General features: G+C 52.8%; 29 protein-coding genes and 1 tRNA gene. 7 read left to right on the forward strand and 23 right to left on the reverse strand.

From position 1 onward, the window contains the following. The first annotated feature begins 4 nt into the window (after nucleotides 1–4). Both EGO56_RS12075 and EGO56_RS12080 read left to right on the forward strand, forming a co-directional pair. Nucleotides 5–265, forward strand: a complete 261-nt coding sequence (locus EGO56_RS12075; RefSeq protein ID WP_013357391.1) for a biofilm/acid-resistance regulator YmgB/AriR — start codon at nucleotides 5–7, stop codon at nucleotides 263–265. Between the two features lie 138 nt (nucleotides 266–403). After that, on the forward strand, nucleotides 404–1909 hold the full coding sequence (locus tag EGO56_RS12080) for a SulP family inorganic anion transporter (protein WP_167493434.1): 1506 nt from the start codon (nucleotides 404–406) through the stop codon (nucleotides 1907–1909). Nucleotides 1910–1944: 35 nt separating this feature from the next. Here EGO56_RS12080 and EGO56_RS12085 read toward each other — a convergent pair whose 3' ends face one another. Further along, entirely contained in the window at nucleotides 1945–2145 is a 201-nt protein-coding gene (locus EGO56_RS12085) for a DUF6404 family protein (RefSeq protein WP_013357389.1), read from the reverse strand. A gap of 193 nt (nucleotides 2146–2338) precedes the next feature. Between EGO56_RS12085 and EGO56_RS22315 the strand changes: the two genes are divergently transcribed. Further along, nucleotides 2339–2506 (forward strand): hypothetical protein, encoded by a 168-nt coding sequence (locus tag EGO56_RS22315; protein ID WP_013357388.1) that lies wholly within the window; start codon nucleotides 2339–2341, stop codon nucleotides 2504–2506. A gap of 32 nt (nucleotides 2507–2538) precedes the next feature. On the opposite strand, the gene EGO56_RS12090 is transcribed toward EGO56_RS22315, so the two are convergent. Together EGO56_RS12090 and EGO56_RS22320 are read right to left on the reverse strand one after the other, a co-directional pair. Then, nucleotides 2539–3384: a substrate-binding domain-containing protein gene (locus tag EGO56_RS12090; RefSeq protein WP_135909334.1), complete on the reverse strand. Its 846-nt coding sequence runs from the start codon at nucleotides 3382–3384 to the stop codon at nucleotides 2539–2541. Nucleotides 3385–3548: 164 nt separating this feature from the next. Further along, a tRNA-Lys gene (locus EGO56_RS22320) sits at nucleotides 3549–3621 on the reverse strand. Between the two features lie 210 nt (nucleotides 3622–3831). Between EGO56_RS22320 and EGO56_RS12095 the strand changes: the two genes are divergently transcribed. Continuing rightward, the gene (locus EGO56_RS12095; protein ID WP_013357386.1) at nucleotides 3832–4089 is read left to right on the forward strand and encodes a hypothetical protein; all 258 of its coding nucleotides are present in this window, start codon (nucleotides 3832–3834) and stop codon (nucleotides 4087–4089) included. Nucleotides 4090–4399: 310 nt separating this feature from the next. Here the strand turns inward: EGO56_RS12095 and EGO56_RS12100 are convergent, their stop codons facing one another. Together EGO56_RS12100 and EGO56_RS12105 are read right to left on the reverse strand one after the other, a co-directional pair. Then, nucleotides 4400–4723 (reverse strand): S24/S26 family peptidase, encoded by a 324-nt coding sequence (locus EGO56_RS12100; RefSeq protein ID WP_135909336.1) that lies wholly within the window; start codon nucleotides 4721–4723, stop codon nucleotides 4400–4402. 1 nt (nucleotide 4724) lies between these two features. Further along, nucleotides 4725–4964 carry a DNA polymerase V gene (locus EGO56_RS12105; RefSeq protein WP_135909338.1) on the reverse strand — a complete coding sequence of 80 codons (240 nt, stop codon included), beginning with the start codon at nucleotides 4962–4964 and terminating at the stop codon, nucleotides 4725–4727. Nucleotides 4965–5329: 365 nt separating this feature from the next. Between EGO56_RS12105 and EGO56_RS12110 the strand changes: the two genes are divergently transcribed. Both EGO56_RS12110 and EGO56_RS12115 read left to right on the forward strand, forming a co-directional pair. Further along, nucleotides 5330–5845: a Panacea domain-containing protein gene (locus tag EGO56_RS12110; RefSeq protein WP_135909340.1), complete on the forward strand. Its 516-nt coding sequence runs from the start codon at nucleotides 5330–5332 to the stop codon at nucleotides 5843–5845. 17 nt (nucleotides 5846–5862) lie between these two features. After that, nucleotides 5863–6294, forward strand: coding sequence for a hypothetical protein (locus EGO56_RS12115; protein ID WP_135909342.1), 432 nt, complete (start codon nucleotides 5863–5865; stop codon nucleotides 6292–6294). Between the two features lie 280 nt (nucleotides 6295–6574). Here the strand turns inward: EGO56_RS12115 and EGO56_RS12120 are convergent, their stop codons facing one another. Continuing rightward, nucleotides 6575–6763, reverse strand: coding sequence for a hypothetical protein (locus EGO56_RS12120; RefSeq protein ID WP_135909344.1), 189 nt, complete (start codon nucleotides 6761–6763; stop codon nucleotides 6575–6577). 489 nt (nucleotides 6764–7252) lie between these two features. Between EGO56_RS12120 and EGO56_RS22325 the strand changes: the two genes are divergently transcribed. Further along, nucleotides 7253–7408, forward strand: coding sequence for a hypothetical protein (locus tag EGO56_RS22325; RefSeq protein WP_167493435.1), 156 nt, complete (start codon nucleotides 7253–7255; stop codon nucleotides 7406–7408). Here EGO56_RS22325 and EGO56_RS12125 read toward each other — a convergent pair whose 3' ends face one another. From EGO56_RS12125 to EGO56_RS12205, 17 genes are all read right to left on the reverse strand, one after another. Next, complete coding sequence (locus EGO56_RS12125; RefSeq protein ID WP_135909345.1) at nucleotides 7409–7726, reverse strand: hypothetical protein; 318 nt, start codon at nucleotides 7724–7726, stop codon at nucleotides 7409–7411. After that, nucleotides 7726–9279, reverse strand: coding sequence for a phage tail protein (locus EGO56_RS12130; protein ID WP_135909347.1), 1554 nt, complete (start codon nucleotides 9277–9279; stop codon nucleotides 7726–7728). The genes EGO56_RS12125 and EGO56_RS12130 overlap by 1 nt, the downstream gene beginning before the upstream one ends. A 2-nt stretch (nucleotides 9280–9281) precedes the next feature. Continuing rightward, nucleotides 9282–9836, reverse strand: coding sequence for a phage tail protein I (locus EGO56_RS12135; RefSeq protein ID WP_135909349.1), 555 nt, complete (start codon nucleotides 9834–9836; stop codon nucleotides 9282–9284). Further along, nucleotides 9829–10743, reverse strand: a complete 915-nt coding sequence (locus tag EGO56_RS12140) for a baseplate assembly protein (RefSeq protein ID WP_135909351.1) — start codon at nucleotides 10741–10743, stop codon at nucleotides 9829–9831. Before EGO56_RS12140 ends, EGO56_RS12135 begins: the two co-directional genes overlap by 8 nt. Continuing rightward, a complete protein-coding gene (locus tag EGO56_RS12145) occupies nucleotides 10733–11080 on the reverse strand; it encodes a GPW/gp25 family protein (RefSeq protein WP_135909353.1) in 348 nt (115 codons plus the stop codon). The genes EGO56_RS12140 and EGO56_RS12145 overlap by 11 nt, the downstream gene beginning before the upstream one ends. Before the next feature lie 28 nt (nucleotides 11081–11108). Continuing rightward, the gene (locus EGO56_RS12150; RefSeq protein WP_135909355.1) at nucleotides 11109–12200 is read right to left on the reverse strand and encodes a contractile injection system protein, VgrG/Pvc8 family; all 1092 of its coding nucleotides are present in this window, start codon (nucleotides 12198–12200) and stop codon (nucleotides 11109–11111) included. 1 nt (nucleotide 12201) lies between these two features. After that, nucleotides 12202–12417 carry a tail protein X gene (locus tag EGO56_RS12155; protein ID WP_135909357.1) on the reverse strand — a complete coding sequence of 72 codons (216 nt, stop codon included), beginning with the start codon at nucleotides 12415–12417 and terminating at the stop codon, nucleotides 12202–12204. Continuing rightward, nucleotides 12392–12853 carry a phage tail protein gene (locus EGO56_RS12160; protein ID WP_420371900.1) on the reverse strand — a complete coding sequence of 154 codons (462 nt, stop codon included), beginning with the start codon at nucleotides 12851–12853 and terminating at the stop codon, nucleotides 12392–12394. The genes EGO56_RS12155 and EGO56_RS12160 overlap by 26 nt, the downstream gene beginning before the upstream one ends. A gap of 5 nt (nucleotides 12854–12858) precedes the next feature. Next, nucleotides 12859–14295 carry a hypothetical protein gene (locus tag EGO56_RS12165; RefSeq protein ID WP_238348978.1) on the reverse strand — a complete coding sequence of 479 codons (1437 nt, stop codon included), beginning with the start codon at nucleotides 14293–14295 and terminating at the stop codon, nucleotides 12859–12861. A gap of 513 nt (nucleotides 14296–14808) precedes the next feature. Further along, nucleotides 14809–15096 (reverse strand): phage tail assembly protein, encoded by a 288-nt coding sequence (locus EGO56_RS12170; protein ID WP_135909361.1) that lies wholly within the window; start codon nucleotides 15094–15096, stop codon nucleotides 14809–14811. Nucleotides 15097–15159: 63 nt separating this feature from the next. Further along, a complete protein-coding gene (locus tag EGO56_RS12175) occupies nucleotides 15160–15666 on the reverse strand; it encodes a phage major tail tube protein (RefSeq protein ID WP_135909362.1) in 507 nt (168 codons plus the stop codon). Beyond that, nucleotides 15663–17132 (reverse strand): phage tail sheath C-terminal domain-containing protein, encoded by a 1470-nt coding sequence (locus EGO56_RS12180; RefSeq protein WP_135909364.1) that lies wholly within the window; start codon nucleotides 17130–17132, stop codon nucleotides 15663–15665. Before EGO56_RS12180 ends, EGO56_RS12175 begins: the two co-directional genes overlap by 4 nt. A 38-nt stretch (nucleotides 17133–17170) precedes the next feature. Next, a complete protein-coding gene (locus EGO56_RS12185) occupies nucleotides 17171–17770 on the reverse strand; it encodes a phage baseplate assembly protein V (RefSeq protein ID WP_135909366.1) in 600 nt (199 codons plus the stop codon). Beyond that, a complete protein-coding gene (locus EGO56_RS12190) occupies nucleotides 17763–18317 on the reverse strand; it encodes a hypothetical protein (protein WP_135909367.1) in 555 nt (184 codons plus the stop codon). The genes EGO56_RS12185 and EGO56_RS12190 overlap by 8 nt, the downstream gene beginning before the upstream one ends. 8 nt (nucleotides 18318–18325) lie before the next feature. Next, nucleotides 18326–18988 (reverse strand): hypothetical protein, encoded by a 663-nt coding sequence (locus EGO56_RS12195; protein ID WP_135909369.1) that lies wholly within the window; start codon nucleotides 18986–18988, stop codon nucleotides 18326–18328. Nucleotide 18989: 1 nt separating this feature from the next. Continuing rightward, nucleotides 18990–19349, reverse strand: a complete 360-nt coding sequence (locus EGO56_RS12200; protein ID WP_135909371.1) for a head-tail joining protein — start codon at nucleotides 19347–19349, stop codon at nucleotides 18990–18992. Further along, nucleotides 19349–19684 (reverse strand): capsid cement protein, encoded by a 336-nt coding sequence (locus EGO56_RS12205; protein ID WP_083068456.1) that lies wholly within the window; start codon nucleotides 19682–19684, stop codon nucleotides 19349–19351. Before EGO56_RS12205 ends, EGO56_RS12200 begins: the two co-directional genes overlap by 1 nt. Between the last annotated feature and the right edge of the window lie 48 nt (nucleotides 19685–19732).

Here is a 19732-nt window from a genome sequence, read left to right on the forward strand (position 1 = left end):
ACACATGCAATATATTCTTCCCCGGACCAATCAGGAAATTGCTGATTACTTCAATCCTGCCGCCAATAAGCCAGCCAGCGAGATGGAAATGCTGGGTATCCTTGTTGCAGAAATCCTGCAATCAGGCATGCCAGTGAATAATAAAGCCATTATCTCAAAGCTTATCCACCGGCTGGAACTGGAAAGCGACAGGGAGATGCTGGACATCTACCGGCAGCTGCTTGACCTGGTGGTCCATAAAACCCCGGACGATTTTTCACTGTAATCGCGACTCCACGGAGGGAGTCACCCGCCTTTTTCTGGCATCTTCGCCAGTCGCCCGGTACTATCTGCCCCTCACCATTATCCCAATCTTCCCGCCCCTCGCGCGGGAGCAAAACAACTAAAGAGCCTGCAAAACTTTATGATTCAGACCAATGATGTTGCCGCAACCGACGTTGTGGCGGGCGATATCAGTGTGGGGCGCGTTCTGCGTTCGCCTGCGCTGCTGACCCGTGAATGCCTGGCCGGTGTGATTACCGCGCTGGCGCTGATCCCTGAAGTAATCTCTTTTTCCGTTATTGCCGGTGTCGATCCGAAAGTCAGTCTGGTCGCCTCGGTGGTACTCTGCCTGACGCTGTCGATACTGGGCGGTCGTCCGGCAATGGTCACGGCAGCGGCAGGTTCCGTGGCGCTGGTGATCGGGCCGATGGTCCATCTGCACGGTGTTGAATATATTCTGCCGGCAGTGGTGATGGGTGGTGTGATTCAGATTCTATTTGGTGTGGCTGGTCTGGCGCGCATGATGCGCTATATCCCCCGCTCGGTCATGCTGGGATTTGTGAATGCACTTGGCGTGCTGATTTTCTTTGCTCAGGTGCCGCACGTCTGGGGTCAGTCATCCCTGGTGTGGATCTTCTTTGCCGTCACCCTGGCTATCGTGCTGTTGTTGCCGCGCCTGTTAAAGAGTGTTCCTTCACCTCTGGTCGCCATTGTGGTGGTGACTGCGGTCGCACTGTTAATGGGTTATCGCATGCCGAACGTGGGCGATGAAGGGCCAATGAGTCCCGGCCTGCCCGGTTTTAACAGTCTGCTGGTGCCGCTTAACCTGCAGACCCTGCAGATTATCTGGCCCACCGCACTCAGCATCGCTTTTGTCGGGCTGATGGAGTCACTGCTTACCGCCAAACTGGTTGATGATCTGACCGATACTCCTTCCAGTAAGCGACGTGAAGCCTGGGGCCTTGGGGTCGCAAATATTTTTGCCGGTTTTTATGGCGGCATCGCCGGGTGCGCGATGATAGGTCAGACCATCGTCAATGTTGAGCTGGGCCGGGCGCGCAGCCGTGTCTCCACCCTGGCCGCCGGTCTGGTGCTGCTGTTACTGGTGACCGGACTCAGCCGGATCATGGCGCAAATCCCGATGGTGGTGCTGGCCGGGATCATGATGGTGGTGGCGGTGAAAACCGTTAACTGGCATAGCCTGCAGCCCGCTACCCTGAAACGTATGCCGTGGTCAGAAACGCTGATTATGGTGCTGACGGTGGCGGTGACGGTCTGGACAGGTAATCTGGCGCTGGGCGTGCTGGCTGGGGTGATCCTCGCGATGCTGCTGTTTGCCCGTCGTATTGCGCACGTTATCCATGCGGAACGCCAGCTGAGCGACGATGGCAGATCAGTGCGCTATGTGGTGCATGGTCCGCTGTTCTTTGCCAGCAGCAACGATCTGTTTGAGCATTTCGATTATGCCCATGATCCGAAAAAGGTGACGATCGATTTAACCCACGCCCAAATCTGGGATGCATCCAGCGTCGCGGCACTGGATGGCATTGAGTATCGCTATCAGCGTTATGGTGCAGAGGTGACCATTGAGGGGCTGGATCCACGCAGTACTGATTTCCATCAGCGCCTGACCGGTAATTTCGGCTAAGAGGGTGCGTTCTGCTGCCTCTCCGGCAGCAGAATTTACTCAGCCTGTTGTCGGCGCGCCCGGTAACGGCCCACCATCGTAATCAGCGCCTGATAGATTAAACCGGCGTAGAGACTTGTCAGAACCGCCAGACCAGGCTCCTTGCCCTGCTGCTGCCATGACATAAACCACATGAATACGCCCCACAGAACAGAGAACACCAGCCAGCCGCGGACGAACTTCATCATGCCATTCATAACGACTCCTCTTAAATGAAGAGCTACCTTAGCGTGCTGCTGCCCGCAACGCATTCCCGGCTTGCAGGAGTTGAGAGGCGTCTCAAATAATCGCCATTAATTTACGCTATGCAGCGGGCGCCCGACGCTGACTGCGCGATTTTTTGGCGATTCTCTATACTTTACGTTCCGCTTACCTGATCAGGGAATTACGATGAAACGTACGGCTTATCTGTTATCGACGCTGGCTATTCTTGCTACTCTCACCGCCTGTGCACCGCCGCCGCCGGGCAGAGATGCCCCACCACCGCCACCGCCAGGCGGACAGCAGCCGGTTGGCGCACCGGGTGGTGTCGGTCCGGCAGGACAACCGCAGGGATAATGTGTTTCAGGCCAGCCTGTCTCGCAGGCTGGCTAGTGCCGAAAGGCGCAGCCGCAGGCTGACATCTCACCCGGAATGACTTTGCCAGAATGAGAGTGACGCTGCTGTAATTGCCCCTCTTCACCGCTGTTTTCTGCCCGCTGTCCCAGCCAGCGATCTAATGCGCGGCCGATGATTTGTCTGACGTCCGGTGACCAGCTGGTAAGATGCCAGGTCGGACTGCGGGCTTCCTCAGTGTCACCAAATCCTGCCACCGCCAGATGCGTACCCTGACCAAAATCGCGTACTGCCTGTATCGCACCAAACGCCAGCAGATCGTTTTCACAGAAAAGTGCCTGAATGCGCTCAGCGGCACGGGTCTTTTTCAGATACTGCATCATCGCCTGATAAGCGCCGTCACGGTCGTCAGCGGCAGCAGTGAGTTCTGCATCCAGCGTCATGCCCGCCGCCTGTAATGTGGTGCAGTAGCTCTGCTTCTGCGCCACGTCACCGGGCTGGCTCTGCAAAAAGCCAAACCGCTGATGCCCCTGTGCGAGCAGTAACGCTGCTGTCACTTCGCCCGCCCGCAGCGCATCCGCCTGCCATTCAGGTTCTGCGTCAATCTCCAGCACCGCCAGATTACAGGCACTGATGGCCTTGTTTCCGGGCAACAGCAGCAGACCCCGCAGCGCAAGGGGCGTCGCCTGCTGGATGAGAGCTGTCAGTGCCACGTCAGTTCCGGCATTCAGCAGCACCGTGATAACCCCGCGCGCATTGAGCTGGCGCGTGACCTCATCCAGTATTTTCTGTTGAGAGGGATTGCGCAGTTGGCTGGCGACAACGCCGATAATCGGGGGTAAAGCCGGTTCCATTAAGTCAGGAATAGACGGTGTACTCATTGGCGTTAACTTCTCTGAGACGGCAAACAATCATCCACTTTACGATAAGCCAGGGTGTTTCAACAGGTTACAGAGTTCGATGTGGGCCGCAAAAATGAGTGAAATCAGATGTAACTGAGTTTGCGGTGGCAGAGCAGCAGGCGTTAAGAAGTGGCGAGAGAAGGACCGGGCAGCAGGAATTGAACCCGCATCGTCAACCCATTAAGAGTTGCAGTAATACCTTTATACCATGCCCGAAAAGTTTGCCTGGAAAGCACACTGTGTAGACAAGGTTAGTGCTCCTTTCAGAACTGACAAGCGCAAGCGGCGTGTTTATTCAGCAATCGCTGCATAAACCCATAAACCAGGCGCGGGCACCTGCAGACATTGATTATTCCGCTAACCTTAAATGTCAGGCAGCCTGTCCCGCCCGGGACGTATGGCCAAACTTACACAGAGGTCAGGACTATGCCTTCAGGACAATTCTACGTGGTTGATCAACCCGAATTGAGCTTTACCGCCAACTATCGTCTGGATAAGGTCAATGATAAACCCTTTGCCTCGCGGATGGTTCTGGAGATTCAGAAGCAGTCGCAGCCAACAGATGCATTCGATGCTATCAGCATCGGGCATGAAGTAACCTTTGTTTCATCCAGTGGAGAGGCGCAAAGAATGGTGCTGGTAAGTGATACAGCCGATGAGCTGGTGTTCAGCTCCCGCGGCTGACGGCGGCTGATACCGCCAGTCGGATGTTTCGTCACCGTCGCGCCAGATAACAGACACAAAAAAACCGCCCTTGGGCGGTTACGACATTACTGCATATTACTTTGTTTTATTCTTTTTCTGCGGCAGAAATATGGTGCCCGGGGCGGGACTTGAACCCGCACAGCCTTACAGCCGAGGGATTTTAAATCAGGCGCTTTAACCATCAAAATCAATCAATTAAGCTGAATTTTCATAATATGGCCCCAAAATTCGCCTCAATGGATTCAATAAGTTAGCGAGGGTTATGGGGCAATATTATGAATAAAATTGTTCAAATTATCGGCCTGGATGGCTCGTGGACAGCAAGAATCTCCGCAGTCACTTTCCCCAGCACGATGATCCCTTCAAGCCCCTCTCCGTCGATCGTTTCGCCATCTGAAGTGATAATCCCTGTTCTGAACAATCTTCCCAGCTGAGAATAATCACCGAACTGGAATGCCACTTTGTCGCCCCTCTTGCCCTGAATCGTTCTGTCCACAATAGCGAAGCCGACCGGCGTTTCAATCATGAACATATGGGTTGGGTGAGGCATTAGGATTTTGTTCAGGTTGATGCGCGTTTCAACATAGTCCGATGCCGGTGATGGGAAGCCCATATCAGATTCCCCCGTTCGGGTTGAACTGCTTGTATGTCTTAGCCTCACCCTCCTGCGTCGATGCATCGCGGAACGTCACCGTATTGGCCTTAATCCATTGGTTCGCCTCACGCAAGCTGAAGTGCCAGTTTAGCTTCTCCAGCTGATGGACAAACTCCTGAGTCGTGACAATAACGCCCAGTGATGGGTCTCGCCTCATAGCGTTCATAAATGCATGTTTAATTTCATAGTCGCGCGGCATGCTAAATTCCCCCCCCTGAAAACACTGTATAGATAAACAGTAATATCGTTCGGTAGTTATGATCAAGGTGAGGCATTAGACATTTTTGTAAAGCAATTGACGCAAAAGGAATTTTTGTTGCAATAGCACAAAAAAAAAGCCCTTAACTCTAATTTGGATTTTCGTGCTGTCATTCACGAATCTACAGTGCTCTGTACTATCCTAATTTAGAGATTCTGGATGACGTTGCGCCATAAACAAATTATGATTACTCAAAAATGAGCAACTGATGTATGATTGATACTGTACATCCATACAGGCACTCCAGTAGCGATAGCTACTAGAGAAGATTTAACTCAACTTGAATTTACCAAAGGAGGCATGATATGGCTTACTCTGCTATTGCAGTGGCTAATGCCTTCATTGAAAGAGCCAAAGAAGGAAAAATCCCTGATTTGACTCCCATGAAGGTTCAAAAATTGCTCTTCTATACCCAGTCATGGTATGCACGCCTCTATGATGGTGAGCAACTCATTGACGATAGTTTTGCTCGATGGAAGTTCGGGCCGGTGATCACCTCTCTTTATCATGACCTGAAAGCTTATGGTTATCGTCCAGTTACTGAAAAAATTTCTCGGGCGGTTTTAGCTCCAGGTGGAAAAGGAGTTAGCTTAATCACTCCTGAAGTAGGTGCTGATGATAAAGTCGCAAACGCTATGATCGATAAGATTGTAGAAGTTTATGGTCGCTACACTGGCAATCAACTCTCTGCGATGACGCACGCTAAAGGGACCGCATGGTCTATGAGTCCGTCAGGCGTCGAGGGTGATGGCAGTGTAATTGATTTAAAAACGATGGCAGCGAACATTCATCCAGTCCCGGCAGCACCTCCAGCTGCATAAATAGGAATAATCAGTGAATGGACTCACCAAAGGATGACCGGCTAAACCAAATTTTACCGCCAGACTTGTCTGCTTTAGGCATACTCCCGACAGGGAGCGATACCGATGAGCCACCCGACACTGAGAATAAGCAAGCAACTGAACGCTTAGAGACTGGTGAAAAAACTAATATTCTCTTACAAGAGGATGTGGAAGACAGAAAGGCCGACCGAGCGTTACGAGAAAAATTTGGCGATAAGGCTTATAAAGTTGTACGGAAAACACTTTATGGCTGGTCAATCCTTCTTTTTTGCTACGGGTTTTGTAAGCTATTCGGACATGAAATTTTTCCAGATAACGTCATGATAGCAATTACCTCTGCTGTAACGCTTAATATTTTTGCAGCTTTTTTAGGTGTGATTAGAGGTCTTTTTCCTTCACAACGCTCTCCTAAAGCTTCAAAAGATTAACCCGGACACCGTGCCGGGTTTTTTGTGCCTGAAGCTCCCAGCGCCCACCCTTACCTCACCCACCCCGCAGACTGCTCAGACAGGAGCGGTATACCTCTGCCCCATCGCCGGGACTTTTTTATGCCTGCATTAACACGGATCTTGCTAATGCAGTTCAGGCATTTGTTGAATGATTGTTTTCTAATTATCACAATACAGGTACTATCACTCACGTCAGCTAATGCTGACAGATGGAATTGCCCCAATTGAAAGTTTTTACGCCCGTGTAACGCGGGTTTTTTTATGCCTGCAGTAGCACTGATAGTGCAATGCTATCTGCTGCATCGGGCCGCCGCTGTGACAGGTCGATTATCATTCTGGCGATTGCCTCCTGCGATACAGGTTCACTTCTGGCCACCAGCTGCCAGACAGCCTCACCCATAGCCCTGCATGCTGCGTCATAGGCCTGCGCCTCAAATTCCTGTTCCATAGTGCCTCCTGATTTGTAAGAGGCGTCATTTTAAATCCGTTGGCCTGAAAATACAGAGCCGTGGCTCAAGCATGCGAGGCGCGTTCCAAAAACTTTTTAGACACAAAAAACCCGGCATTAGCCGGGCTGGTGTTGGCATATCAAAAGTAGAACCAGAAGCTTTTATAAAATTTTACCACTAAAAATATTATTATTGTCCACGCTATCACACATCCAAAAAATATTAACGTCCACGCTGTTCTCCTCTTCATGATATTGGCTCTATCTAACAGCACTCAAAATAATCTCAGTTTTAATCTGGTCATAACTGTTTTAACCGATCAATAACGGATGATTGATCGGTCAAACAGATCGATTACCTCAACTATCTGAAAGTAAACGAATTATAAATACGATCCATATTAATTAAGCTACCGAAACATATGTTATGGTATGGTTCCGGACACATTTATTCGCATTGTTATATAAAGGTAAATGAAAGGTATTAAGATGGAACTTAATGAAGAAGAGACTGAGGTGATCGCATTTTTTCTTAGCACTCACTGGGCTGAATTTTTTGAAAGCAGTCAGGAGTTCATTTCTATCGTTGCCCTGCACCGACTGGCTGAAAAGTTTAAGCTCAGTGAAGATAGCCGTCAGATATGATTACTCCTCCGTTAAATCTCTAACTGTGAACACCCCGTTTACATAATTATATTTTCCCAGCGGATCGGCTGGAATGGCATCAGGGTCAACCTCATATAACGTTTGACCCTCCACCATCGTAAACAACTGAACCTGCATTGGAGAGCGTGCAACGGAACAAACCAGCCCGTTGGCATCTACCGCTACTGCACCCACCCAGCCCTGCCGGGTCTCATACCAGTCACGCCCCAGTTCGTCGCAGAAATACGCGGCCATATAAACGCCGTCATCATCCAGTGGCTCAGTTTTATAATTTTTGACGTTTTTGAACTCATTCATTATGCAATGTCTCCTGCCTGAACCCATCCGCTAGCATTGGTGTAGTAATATAATGCACGATAATAAAGGCCCGCTTTTCGTCCGTCTCCACCTTCATTAGTGTTCATGCCTGTCATAAAACACCCTGCCGGAGCCTCCCAATCTGCAATCCAATCACCTCCCACTTTATGCTGCCTGCCTCCGCGCGCAGTCGCTCTGACGCAGTTAGTACGGTCAGCATTCATATTATTTAACTGAGCGCTGATTGAATTATTTAAATTAGTGATCTGCGTATTCAGAGCAACGTTGAGGGCGTTATCCTGGGCTAAAACCCATTGGTTCAAATAGCCACCCCATACCGAGCCATACAGGTTAGCGTCAGGCGCAACAAATGCACCGCCTGCATACAGATACCCAGGTGCCCTGAAACTCCCGTCATTGCGAAACTGATACGATGTAACGCCGCCATAACCGTCAACCAGAACCTCAGCAAACGCATAATTGCTGACGACCTCAACCAGTCGAAAACATGCGGAGGCACCGTCTCCGAAATCCATGTCGCCACCACGGCCCCGGATTGTCGCGCGATACATAGGGGAGTAAATTCCCTGCCCGGCAGTGCCATCTTTGACGGTAGAGATAACCGTAATGCTGGCCTCATCATTCAGATAGCCACCACTCAGCGGATAAGCGCCGGTCTGCGCGGCGGTAGGCGGATGGCTCTCTGTGAATACTCTGCCTAAATCCGTATCATCGACGGTCATGTATAGCCCGTCGTTCCAGTCCACATAATAATGATGCTCGCCGGAGGAGTGTTTCCCGCCGTTCGCCTGTACTGCCAGCCAGTTACCCACATCTCCCAGACCAATATCTGATTTATCCAGAGACAGCGCGCCGGTTTTTTTATTAACACTGGTGACCGGGTACGGCGGTGGGTTGTTCTCGTAATAGAGTGCGCCCATTGGCGTGTCATCAACTTGCGCGAGAATCGCCTCACCTGACCAGCCCATATACGTTTTATTGTCCAGCATACCGGCAGCACCGCCCTGCTGGACGGCCTGAAAATTTCCGACTTTTTCCAGGGACAGATTTTTTTTAGCAGTGCCTTTATCTTTCAGGTCACTCAGATTTGCGTCCTGCCGTAAAAAAAGGCCGTCGCCCGTAGCCACCTGGAGTTCAATGTTGGCGGTTTCATTAACGGCTAAACGAAACTGCAGGTTGACGTTGATACCGCTGATTGGTTTTTCAATTGCAGCGCAATTCGCTACTGCATAGAGTTCTCCGGCATCTGTCAGCAACCCTACCTCGCGGATAGTGAATCCGCCCACATCAGCCGGGATAACGAGATGAGCTACCCACTGATTTGCCTGTTCTTTAGACACATCGAGATTCGAAATTGCCTGCCGGTAAACCTCCCGAACCAGGACCGTTCGTGTTGGGTCAGGAGTTACGGCCATGCCATTACCATCACCAATGACAAAATCTTTGATAATAACCGGCGTGCCGCTTGCTGACGACGCCGCCTCCAGCTCTTTCCCCCGGTTAGTGAGGATACTGTAATATTGCTCTGCCACGATTATTCTCCAGTCTGAATCACAGCGTCGATGTACGCAGTAACTGCACCGCCTGTGTAATAGTTTCCTGCTGCGCCAACGTCAGCGATCACATCAATGCTGCTGAGATAGCTGCGTAAATTTTTTGCCTTATCCACCTGACGCCGTATGCGGCTATACAGGCTGTCATCTATGCCCTGCAGGCTGTAGACCTCAATACGGAATGTGTAGGGCGCTCTGCGCGGGTTTTCCTGCCACCACTCAATAACGGTAGTGGGCAGGCTCACCGCCCCCAGCGCGCGCCTTACAGCACCAGCAGTTCCTCGATGCTGGTGTACATAGGCAGCATCGCGGCATACCTGACGCTTCTCTTCCTCCGTCCAGCTTTCGTCCCAGAAATCGACTGATAGCTCCCATGCCAGCCAGGGCAGCAGATGAAACGGGCAGTCATCCGGACTTTTAACTTTCCTGACCATGCCGGTATCAAGAGCGAGAATCTGTTCCCGGGATGCCTGCTCCAGCGCTCGCTCCTGATGAAGAGCGTTCTGTGGTAACAGCGAGCGAAACTTATCAGCCATTCCCTGCCCCTCTTATCGTGACGCTAATTGCCTGACACCAGGGCGCTGTCCCCATCTCAGCCTCAATATCAGCTGCAGGGCTGGTCAGTCTCACCCTGACCACGCCGGGCTGCTGCAGAGCGGCATATACTGCTGACAGAGGGATAACTGTTTTAATTCGGTGAGATAATGCTGCGTAACTCGTTGCAACACTGATCGCATTATCCAGCACCGTCTGCGCATCCGGCCCATCGGGGATTTCCAGCTCTGCCGTGATGCTGTAACGCTGGATAACTGCACTTTTAACGCTGACAAAATCAGTCAGCGGGCGAACTTCATCAGCACTCAGATTCGCTGCCGTTTTATCCAGAAGTAACTGAGGGGCTGTGCCATCACCCGTTCTCGACAGTACGTATACGTCCACCTCTCCCGGGCGGCCGTGATCCTCTGGCCCGTATGCATCCGCATCCAGCACATCAGCATCAGCCGACCGCGCATGAAAGCGATATGCGTTACGCGCTCCTGCAGTATTGAGCTGCGCCCATGACAACTGGATGCGCTCCCGGTAGGCGTCATCGTCCTCCAGCTCAGCATCTACAGGAGGAACGGCGTCAGGATCGGCGGGGATGATGACGTAGCGTTTAACATTGAAATTTGCCCCAATCTGATCGAGGTCCGTGCCTGTGGCGCTTGCCAGAAAAACGGCGCGCACGGCGTCATTGACGCGCTGAAATGCCAGGGTCAGCTGATAAGCATTTGCCTCCCCCTGCTTATAGGCCGGGTCTGACTCCACCAGCGCATCAAATTCCGGATCGAGTTCGCGCAGGCGTGCCAGCCAGCGGGAAAAAATATTTGACGCGTCAGGCACGACAATAGCGTCCGGAACCTCCAGCTCAGACAGATTGATAACATCAGAACTAATTGCCATTGATGGTTATGTCTCCGGTAGTTGTTACTGTGCCGCTTTCTTTATTGACCCCTTCAACATCCACAATGAACGTGGATTCGTCTTCGGGCAGCGAAACCACCACCCGCGTCACCTGTAGACGTGGCTCCCAGCGCACCAGTGCTTTTGCTGTGGCCGCAATAATTCTTAAGCGGGTCAAATCGTCACGCGGGGCATCCACCAAATCCGGCAGCTCACTGCCGTAATCCCGTATCAGTACCCGGCTACCTATCGGCGTGGTCAGGATGTCGCTTACCGACTGGCGCAGATGCGCCGAACCCGACAGACGTTTGCCCGTCCGGATGTTTACACCGTTCATGAGAGTTATCCGTTTGCGTAGAGGGGGATTAACCGAAATAGGCTGGGCCAGTTTTGTCTTTTTTGCCTTTCTTGCCTTTAGCTTTTATGTTTACCACAAGGTTATAGGTGAAACTCAGTCCCGATGATGTCAGAGAGAAAACCAGTGATTCAACCAGCCATGAACGATCCTCACGGGAGCCGAACCCGGACGTTGTAACGCGTGACTCTGCCGTCAGTGCGATGTGTCTGGGACGGCATGGGCCAGTGAGCGTCATTTTTTGTTCGTTACGCTGTGCCTGCGTTTTACGGGCCTTTGCCTGCTGGTCTGCAGTGGATTTTCCCGATTGGGTATAGGGGCTGGTTAATGCGGGACCATCGTGATCAACTGACGTGGTTTTTGTTCTGCCGTCAGCCTCATCAAAATAGCGCACGGTGATCTTCTCTTTTTTCTCCCCTGACCCGGTTGAGCTGCCTCGCTGACCTTCACTATAGGACCAGGTGGAAAGTTCATCGGGGGTAATGGTGATACTTCCCACCCCTTTACCGGCAGCAGTTTTCATCGCCCCCTGCACCAGAAACAGCCAGTATCCACCAGCAGGTTTACTGATGGCATTGTAGGTTCTCGCCAGCCGTGACATCAGATTGGCATCTGACTCTGCAACCTGGTCGATGTGATCGATGTGAATTTCTGCGAGTTCTGCGGCCACCTTCGGCTTCAGCCCGTTGTCTGCGGCCACAGTTTTGACAAGATCGGCCAGCCGGATATCATCCCAGCTGCGCGTTTTGTGGCTCAGTACATTGCCGGGATGTTTCTGTGCGTTCATCGGTGCCGCAGTAGCATAGATTTCAACGCGCCGGGGTGGCCCACTGCTGCCCACCCCTGAAACGACAAACCAACCCTTATCGACCAGCTGATCATTAAAGCCCAGCGCCACCCGCAGACGCGCGCCCTTAGATGGCAGCGGCAGCGTTGCAGAAATCAGCGTAATCTTCAGTTCGTCGGCTTTAGCCGTTGCGCCGCCATTATCAGTCAGGGTGAGTTCAGCCAGGCAACCCTGCAGAGCGCGGGTAATGTCCTTGCCCTCTGCGCTCACGCTGAATGCTGGCGCATACTCTGGATTTACAATCTGTTCAGTCATGTTAATCCCACAGGCTAATTGCAGAATCAGTAACCGGCGTGGTCAGGTCAGGGAGAGTGACGGCAACTCCTGCAGGCAGAATAGCCTCCCTGTCTGCCAGCCCCCGGTTTGCCTCCAGTACCGCTGAAACATTGGCAGACAAATTTGCAGTGCCATAGTGATCTGCGCAAATGGCATCCAGCACATCGCCATCACGGGTTTGATATATCGTCGGCATAATGTTTTAACGTCATCGTCCAGTTTTTATTACGGTGTCCGCCTCCCGGCAGGAACCGATCAGTGGTATCGCTGAATTGAGTTACCGCCCACCAGCCCAGCACATCGCCCTCACCACTTACCAGCAACTGGGGCTGAGCCAAATCAGCAAGGTCGTACAGGTCATTGACTGCATCGACACCGTTACGGAAAAACGCATGCGCCTCTCCATCGAGCCGCACCGTCCGTCCGGGTTTTCCTGTGTACTGCAACAGGCTCTGTTTACCTATTCTCTCCTGCTCACTCCAGTTCCAGTTGGCCTCGCGCGAAAGCGATTTATACGCAACGGTATCAATGGAGAATGCAAAATCGCCCAGCATCAACATGACGCGTGCAGCCTGACCGCCACGGATGGCAGACTGCTGCGCCTGCCCGGACGCCTCAATTAACGGGATAATTTCACTCACCAGATCGCACCTCCATCCAGCATGCTGTTATCACCTGTAAATGCCGGGTTGGTTTTGGTTATGGCCTCAACCTCATCAGCAATCCCCTGCTCGCTCTGTCCCTGCGCGCCGTTAATCTCAAAGTGGTATTCAAATTTGCGATTATCGGTCATCTGAAACTGTTTCTGTTGTATGTCAGCAGAATCAACGCGCTCACTGAGTTCACCCCAGTTTCTGCCTGAATGACCATCAGCCCAACGAGGATCGTTCATGACTACATCAGTCTTAAAATCAAACGGCTCGAATTTGAGATGAGGTAGAGGGGGGAAAAGAGCAGGAGCTGTTTCTTTATCTTTAATACTGGGAGCGGGTTTATCATTGCTGGTATCGGGTTTGTCACTGCTGGCATCAGAGATAAAGGCGTTCTTTTTCAGGGCAACCGTAAAATCAGGCAGGCTTTCCTTCTTCGCAGTCAGATAGGGATCGAGCGCCTTATCAAACGTCTCGTCGTCATCACTGAAAAAGCCACGGGTATCCGTATAGGATTTTTTAACCTGCTCCGGCAATTCCGGGTGCCGCTTCAGTTGCTGATCGAACCACTCCTCCTGACCGTTGCGTTTTGCCGTCATTCTGGCGATATCAACCGAGCCAGTCATCGCCAGCGATTTCAAAACATTTTTTTGATCACCCCTTTCGTCAGGTAACAGCCACGACAGTTTTTTAGCCAGGGCATAAATAATTTTTCCGACATACACTACCCCCTGACCAAATGTCATTACACCGGGGTACAGGTCATTGCGCAGGAAGTTCACGACCTTGTTGATGCCGCCGCCCTTGAACCACTCTGCTAAATCGCCAGTAAGCTCGCGAATAGCCGGTGATAGCTGGTTACCCAGCTGTCCTGAAATTTCAGCCCCCGCACTGAACAGGACGGTTTTGAGGTTTTCTACGGCTTTATTGCCTTCCACCGCGCCAGCAGCGCCCGCTTTGGTGACGAGGTTATAGCGGTGCTGCTCATCCATTAACTCCCGGTAGCTCCTGCCAGACTGTTTCACCAGCATCAGCAGCTTGCTGGCCTCGCCGCCAAATAGAGAATCCAGAGCAAACGAGGCTTTTGATTCGTCTTTCAGGCTCAGGGCGCGCTCAATAATTTTATTAAACTGCGCCATGTCGCTCAGGCCAGCCATGTCACCCGCTTTGAAACCCAGCGTATCAAATGCATCCTGCAGGGAACTCTGCTTGCCGTTCTGCTTATACTCCCCGGATTTGTGCAGGTACTCTTCAAACAGATCGCCAAAATTCTCGCCGGTCATATCGTACTGTTTTGCCAGCGAGTCCCACGCGTTGTAGGTCTCCACATCGACGCCATAGCTGCGTGCCACACCCGTCTGCCGTGCCGTTTCGGCATTGGTGGCCGCTGGCGCAATGAGCGAAGCCAGCGCGGTCGCAACCACGCCACCGCCGCCAATTCCCAGCCCCGGTGCTACCATGCCCCCGAGATGCCCACCGACGCTTAAGCCCCGCCTGAACAATCCGCCCGCTTTGCCCTTAAATGCCTGCATACGCTCGCCACGCTGAATCTGGCGGTTGAGTTTTTGCTGTTCAGCTTCGGTTTTTCGTATCTCGCGCGTCACTGAACTGTACTGGCGTTTCAAATCGCCGATGCTGCCTCCGGCCAGCTTCGCTTTTTTAATCTCCGAGGCGAGTTTTGTCTGGTCCTTAGTCAGACGCTCAGATTCTTTTCCCACCGCTTTCAGGTTCTTTTGCAGGTCTGTTGCTGAGCGTTTCCATGAACTGTCGATATTGCCGCCAAATGTGATGGTGGCTTTAAGATTTTGACTTATTCCGGCCACGGCTTATTGCCTCAATTTCATCAAACAGAAAATCGGAAAACGTGCTGAATGGCATATCCAGATAGTCCCCCATCGGAAAATGCAACCGCCTGCCCAGAAAGCGGATTGCCCGGATCAACTCTCCTTCGGTCGCTCTGCGGGCGGGAGCATAAAAACGTTGAAGGCGTCCGTCAGCTGCGCATAATCCGCTGCTGTCAGCAGCCAGATATCCTGTTCGCTGAGGTTACATAGCTGCGCAATCATCCGCGCCTCCTTCTCTTCTTCATTACCGCGATCTTTTGCATGTGCGATGCGGTCACGCACCAGAGGTTCGCGCATGTGAACAACGCTTAACTCCGCGCCACCCTCCAGCGTGACCGGGGTAAACAGTTTGATGTTTCGTGTTGAAGCGGGAAAACTCATAATTAGCTCCTTAAATAAAAAACGGCCCGGAGGCCGTTATGAGTGAAGGACTATGGGGGCAGATTACAGGCGAACTTTTGATGCCAGTCCGGCCAGTACGTCAACGCCGTTTACGCGCCGGGCAAACCGCTCTGTGTCGATTTCAAAAAGCTCTTTTCCGTCTTTTGTCTGTTTGTAGTAGCTGACCGCAATGTCAACCGTGGTGGCGTTTTCGGAAAGGGTGTCTTTGCCGCGCGCATCCGGCGTGACTGTGTGAACAAATCCCTCAATCTCCTCAATCGTTCCCAGCGCGGTGCCATTAGCCAGATAGCCCTGATACGCAGTGAATCGACGACGACTGCCACTGACGAAGCCAAATGCCGTCAGCATGTCGGTATCAATGCCGTAAAATTTAATCTGACAGGTCAGCGCCTCCATGCCGTCATCAACGGGTGTCGGTGCGTCCTGCGCACCGGTACGCAGATCGGTTTTGACGATTGCCAGTGTCGGTGGCGTAAACTCGTGTGCGCCCTGAATGCGCACCCCCTCCCGGAAAAACGTCCAGACGCGTAATGTGTTTTTATCACTCATGCCGCCAGCAGCTCCTCAATTGCGTAATTGTTGTTAACCCGGACGCGCAGGCTGATCAGTTCCGTTGGTGATTTCGGACCAAAATCGTAATTGATATAGAGTTCACCCGCCGCCAGCGTTTCCTCTGTATTCAGCTCCTCATCCAGCCAGGCGGTGCCGCCAAAGATGGCACCCAACTTCACTAACGAACGCATGTACGAATTAATCGTTCCGATAATGTCATCCGCGTTTTCACGATCCAGGGGGCGGTCCACATAGGGCAGCATGGCCTCCTGAATGCTGTCCTCGATGACGTCCGCCGTTCGCCGCACCGATTCAAAATGCCACTGCGGATCATCTGCGCACAGACGGTTTCCCCAGTGTTTAAATCCCGAACGACGCACGATGGTTGAGACGTTCTGCATATTCAGCAGATTGGCATCGCAGTTTCTGTCGCCGAGGATAAATTCATCAATCTGCTCAACCCCGAGGATATTGTTGATGTCCTGATTGGATTTGCTCCACCACCAGCCCTTTTCGAAATCAATGCGCGCACGCAGTCCGGCAGCAAAGGCGGAGTAAGGCCGGTAAACCAGCTGTCCATCGGCGTTGCTGACCTGAACGCGGGGGCGTAACAATTCAACGCGTGCGCCATAAGACTGGCGGCGCTGGACCACTTCCTGCAGTGTCGACCCTGATTTGCAGTCTACATATGCCACCGCACGCAGTTTTCCGGCGACAGTTTCAAGCCCCTTTCCGACCGCATCGTCTTCGCTGAATCCGGGGGCAATCACAATGCGCGGCTGATAGGAGTTCACCGATTTACTGGCGGAAAGTTTTTTGATGCCAGCCAGGACGGCAGCGCGCTGGTTTGTGGCGTCAGCATCCTCAGCGACACGAACAACCACCGTCAGCGCATTACGCTGGTCGTTGATTTCCGACAACGCCTGCGCCAGCGTTCCGGCATTACCGAGGCGTGACAACATCGTCGTGCCAACAATGGCCACCGGCGTATTGAGCGGAAACGGCTCATCCTCTCCGCCGCTCAGCTGAATACTGAAAGGAGTAACGATGCCGGTTCCGGTAGCCACGGCGGTCACTTTTGCATCTGCCAGCGGCTTCATAGCACTTGCTATCTGGGAGGCTGTAGCTGTGGTTACGCCCTTAGCATCACAGCCCAGCGTAATGCTGACTTTCAGGGCAGACGCATCCCACTTAACTTCAGTTGGAATCGCGGCGGGTTTGGCTGCATCCGGAACGGCTGCAACGGCCTCAACGGCGATCACGTTTCCCGCCCTGCCGGGTACTCTGGCCGTAAAATTAATCACATTATCCATAATGGGCGTGCCGGTAGTTGCACTGGCTGGCGTACCGGCGGATGCATCAGGTGCCGTTCCCACCAGCCCGATAATTGCCGTCTGAATCGTCGTCACTGCAACGGTCCCAGACGTTAACTCTATTGTTTCAACCCCATGTAAATCAGCCATCTGTTTTCTCCAGGCATAAAAAAACCTGCTGAAGCAGGTTACATTTTCTGATTAGGTTCTCCGGTCGTTCCGCCGCTGTCGCCGGGATGGTCGTGTCCGTTATGCACCTTCCGCATAGCCCCCATAGTGCCGGTGCCGTCACTGATATCCCCGGTTGCGCCGATGTCGCCGTTCACCTGCGTTTTCCCCTGCACCGTCAGGGTTTCGGTGATTTCAACAGGACCATCCAGCGTGCCTTTACCGACAATTTTGTATGATCCTCCTGCTGCGATTTTGATTGTCAGTGCATGGGCTTCCCGGTCATACCGGATTTCGGTGCCATCGCTATAACGGGTGATATGCTCGCTATCGCTCCCCTCTGGTACGGGCATTGCTCCCGTATTCCAGCCCGGAAACACCCGGCCATTATTCAGTTCCCCTGCCTCTGACAGCACGGTAACGGCATCACCCACGGCGAAAGGGTTTGAGTCGGAACGGTTAGCCCCCGAAAAACCCTGGCAAAGGGGCAGCCAGGTGGTGACGATATCCCCGAGATCGACGCGGCATTTTGGCTGCGTATCATGGCGGACTGAATGAATCACGCCACGGCGGATGAGATTAGCCAGCCGCCGCTGCAGGTCTCCACTGATATCACTCATCGGATTCTGACTCCCAGATCAGCCGATAGTCATCGACGTGCGCACGCCCGACATCAGGTGATTTACCCAGCCACACCTTACGCAACGGCACACCTGAAGGCGCAAACGGGTCAGCACCAAATGCGGCTGATTGGGTGTATGAAACCCGCCAGACCAGGTAATCATCCATGCGGGGATCAAACTCATCACGTTCAGCCGATATGAATTCAGCTGGCTCTATGTGGCTGATACCAAATTGCTGACCGTCAATCCACTGCGTGATATCTGCTGCTGCAGTTCGCAAAAAAATTTCAGGTTTACTGGCGCTGGCTCCCTCAGAATCCACCACGACAAACAGATCACAGCTGAGCGAGACCTGCAGCTGGCCTTCATTACCGCCACCCTGCTCCCAGCTGTTTATAGTGAAATACACTGCGGGCGTGGTTAATCCAGTGAATCGGGGAATGTTTTTTTCGGGATAGGCATCCGCATCCCGCACCCACGCTATTTTTTTCAGCGCCGAAATCACGGCGTCATGGTACTGCCCCATCATTAACGGTTCAGCCATTACAAACCTCACACAGAAATTCTGGCCTTAACACGGCCACGCAGATCACTCTCGAAATGGTGCATGAAAATCTCCATGACCTCCGCAAACGCGTTGTCCTCAACGTAGTTCAGCATCGGTTCATAGATATCAATTTCGGCATCACGGGTGCGGCGCGTTTCCGGGTCACGGATCACTATTGTGCGTCGGTTGTCACGGCGACCGCGTGCGACCTCCCCATTCTCAAACGTGCGGGCTGACAGCAGGTTTCCTTTAGGGGTAAATCCGACGGTACTGGCCCGACGCCGCGACTTGATAAACCGGCCCGTTTTTTTGTCGTGCCGGTTATGATGTGGCCGCACGCGCCCAGAGATTTTCCCTTTCAAGTCTTTCACCTTTACCGCGTTCAGACCAAACCACAGCCGGAAATTATCCAGCGTGGAATTAGAGGCTGGCTGAATACGAAACGACAGGAGGCGGCGGCGCACCATGTTCATGCTGCGCGGCGCAAGCCCATCTTTCAGATCGGCTAGAGCCCGTTTTCTCAGTGTTGCCCCTGTTCGCTGCAATGCCCGTGAATACGCGGCACGAAACTGTTTTTGTGTGGCTCCGATTTTTTCCGCTATCCGCCAGATAGCGGTGACGTCAATATCCACGGGTAAATCCCGCCTTAGCCGCGATTCACGTGCCATTTCACTTACTCCAGTTATTTATCTCAGGCTGGGGCTTTCCCGGCTCACCGAACGCCAGCGAAACGCGGGTGCGGCCCTGTTCATCGGTTCCCACATGAGTCACGCGGTAATTCACGCCATTCACCACCGCACCGTCACCCTTAGACAGACCGGAAATATCAGCCGTCATGGCGCTGAATGCCGGTGCGTAGTCCTGCAACTCACCGCCGCCCGGCACACTCACAGGTGAATCGGGCGATTCAAATATCACCACCACCGGGCGCGCCTCCCCCCCCATTAGCAGGGTGGCCGGGGATTCCTCAGCAAACGCCCGGTTAATCCGGGCATCCGCTTTTGCCAGCCGCGAACGGAAGCGGTTCATCAGAAGCCCAGCCGCACGGCAACAGACTCGTCACCGGCTTCAGCATCTGCCCAGGCTGTACCGGCAAGAGGATTGGGCGCTGAGGCTTCACCAGCTTCAGCTGTCACCTTGCCGCCTGCCAGATAAAGTTTCTGGCCCGTGAGAATGGCCTCTGCCGCTTTTGGCAGTACGAAAACACCAGCCGTATGAAGTACGCCCCCTAAACCCGCCAGAATATCGTCATGCGCTACGCCCACCAGCGCCCCCACAACTACTGCCTCGCCGGACTGAATTTCAGTTTCCCCGGTGTTCAGATAATCAATCGTTCTGCCGTCCTGCTGATAATTCGTTGCCATCGTTCCTCTCCAAAGAAAAAGGCGGCCTGTGCCGCCCAGATATAAGAA

The sequence above is a fragment of the Pantoea vagans genome (genome assembly GCF_004792415.1).
GTDB lineage: Bacteria > Pseudomonadota > Gammaproteobacteria > Enterobacterales > Enterobacteriaceae > Pantoea > Pantoea vagans.